Here is a 2,851-nt window from a genome sequence, read left to right as displayed (position 1 = left end):
AATCTGCGAAAAGCGTCGGTAAGCTGATATGAAGCGTTACAACCGACGATACCCGAATGGGGAAACCCAGTGCAATTCGTTGCACTATCATGTCATGAATACATAGTGGCATGAGGCGAACCGGGGGAACTGAAACATCTCAGTACCCCGAGGAAAAGAAATCAACCGAGATTCCCCCAGTAGCGGCGAGCGAACGGGGAAGAGCCCAGAGTCTGAATCAGCTTGTGTGTCAGTGGAAGCGTCTGGAAAGTCGCACAGTAAAGGGTGATAGTCCCGTACACGAAGATGCACAGGTTGTGAGCTCGATGAGTAGGGCGGGACACGTGTTATCCTGTCTGAATATGGGGGGACCATCCTCCAAGGCTAAATACTCCTGACTGACCGATAGTGAACCAGTACCGTGAGGGAAAGGCGAAAAGAACCCCGGCGAGGGGAGTGAAATAGAACCTGAAACCGTGTACGTACAAGCAGTGGGAGCCTCTTTATGGGGTGACTGCGTACCTTTTGTATAATGGGTCAGCGACTTATATTCTGTAGCAAGGTTAACCGAATAGGGGAGCCGCAGGGAAACCGAGTCTTAACTGGGCGTTAAGTTGCAGGGTATAGACCCGAAACCCGGTGATCTAGCCATGGGCAGGTTGAAGGTTGGGTAACACTAACTGGAGGACCGAACCGACTAATGTTGAAAAATTAGCGGATGACTTGTGGCTGGGGGTGAAAGGCCAATCAAACCGGGAGATAGCTGGTTCTCCCCGAAAGCTATTTAGGTAGCGCCTCGTGAATTCATCTTCGGGGGTAGAGCACTGTTTCGGCTAGGGGGTCATCCCGACTTACCAACCCGATGCAAACTACGAATACCGAAGAATGTTATCACGGGAGACACACGGCGGGTGCTAACGTTCGTCGTGAAGAGGGAAACAACCCAGACCGCCAGCTAAGGTCCCAAAGTCATGGTTAAGTGGGAAACGATGTGGGAAGGCACAGACAGCCAGGATGTTGGCTTAGAAGCAGCCATCATTTAAAGAAAGCGTAATAGCTCACTGGTCGAGTCGGCCTGCGCGGAAGATGTAACGGGGCTAAACCATGCACCGAAGCTGCGGCAGCGACACTTAGGTGTTGTTGGGTAGGGGAGCGTTCTGTAAGCCGTTGAAGGTGTCCTGTGAGGGGTGCTGGAGGTATCAGAAGTGCGAATGCTGACATAAGTAACGATAAAGCGGGTGAAAAGCCCGCTCGCCGGAAGACCAAGGGTTCCTGTCCAACGTTAATCGGGGCAGGGTGAGTCGACCCCTAAGGCGAGGCCGAAAGGCGTAGTCGATGGGAAACAGGTTAATATTCCTGTACTTGGTGTTACTGCGAAGGGGGGACGGAGAAGGCTATGTCATCCGGGCGACGGTTGTCCCGGTTTAAGCGTGTAGGTGGGTGACTTTGGTAAATCCGGGTCGCTATTAAACACTGAGGCGTGATGACGAGGTACTACGGTACTGAAGTGACAGATGCCCAGCTTCCAGGAAAAGCCTCTAAGCATCAGGTAACATTGAATCGTACCCCAAACCGACACAGGTGGTCAGGTAGAGAATACCAAGGCGCTTGAGAGAACTCGGGTGAAGGAACTAGGCAAAATGGTGCCGTAACTTCGGGAGAAGGCACGCTGTGCGAGGTCTTGCGCAGTCGCAGATACCAGCTGGCTGCAACTGTTTAATAAAAACACAGCACTGTGCAAACACGAAAGTGGACGTATACGGTGTGACGCCTGCCCGGTGCTGGAAGGTTAATTGATGGGGTTATCCGTAAGGAGAAGCTCTTGATCGAAGCCCCAGTAAACGGCGGCCGTAACTATAACGGTCCTAAGGTAGCGAAATTCCTTGTCGGGTAAGTTCCGACCTGCACGAATGGCGTAATGATGGCCAGGCTGTCTCCACCCGAGACTCAGTGAAATTGAACTCGCTGTGAAGATGCAGTGTACCCGCGGCAAGACGGAAAGACCCCGTGAACCTTTACTATAGCTTGACACTGAACCTTGAGCCTTGATGTGTAGGATAGGTGGGAGGCTTTGAAGTGTGGACGCCAGTCTGCATGGAGCCAACCTTGAAATACCACCCTTTAATGTTTGATGTTCTAACCTGGGCCCATAATCTGGGCTGGGGACAGTGTCTGGTGGGTAGTTTGACTGGGGCGGTCTCCTCCCAAAGAGTAACGGAGGAGCACGAAGGTTAGCTAATCCTGGTCGGACATCAGGAGGTTAGTGCAAAGGCATAAGCTAGCTTGACTGCGAGAGTGACGGCTCGAGCAGGTACGAAAGTAGGTCTTAGTGATCCGGTGGTTCTGAATGGAAGGGCCATCGCTCAACGGATAAAAGGTACTCCGGGGATAACAGGCTGATACCGCCCAAGAGTTCATATCGACGGCGGTGTTTGGCACCTCGATGTCGGCTCATCACATCCTGGGGCTGAAGTAGGTCCCAAGGGTATGGCTGTTCGCCATTTAAAGTGGTACGCGAGCTGGGTTTAGAACGTCGTGAGACAGTTCGGTCCCTATCTGCCGTGGGCGTTGGAGAATTGAGGGGGGTTGCTCCTAGTACGAGAGGACCGGAGTGAACGCACCACTGGTGTTCGGGTTGTCATGCCAATGGCATTGCCCGGTAGCTACGTGCGGAAGAGATAAGTGCTGAAAGCATCTAAGCACGAAACTTGCCCCGAGATGAGTTCTCCCTTGTCCCTTTGAGGACGCTGAAAGGCCGTTGAAGACGACGACGTAGATAGGCTGGGTGTGTAAGTGCAGCGATGCATTGAGCTAACCAGTACTAATGACCTGTGAGGCTTAACCTTACAACGCCGAAGATGTTTTGGTGTTG

General features: G+C 52.5%; 1 rRNA gene. It reads left to right on the top strand.

The features are described 5' to 3' along the window. Nucleotides 1-2,825 (top strand): 23S ribosomal RNA (locus J5224_RS24465); the annotation flags it as partial. Nucleotides 2,826-2,851: the final 26 nt, after the last annotated feature.

The organism is Candidatus Symbiopectobacterium sp. NZEC135, assembly GCF_025962695.1.
This window is presented reverse-complemented; position numbering and strand designations above follow the sequence as displayed.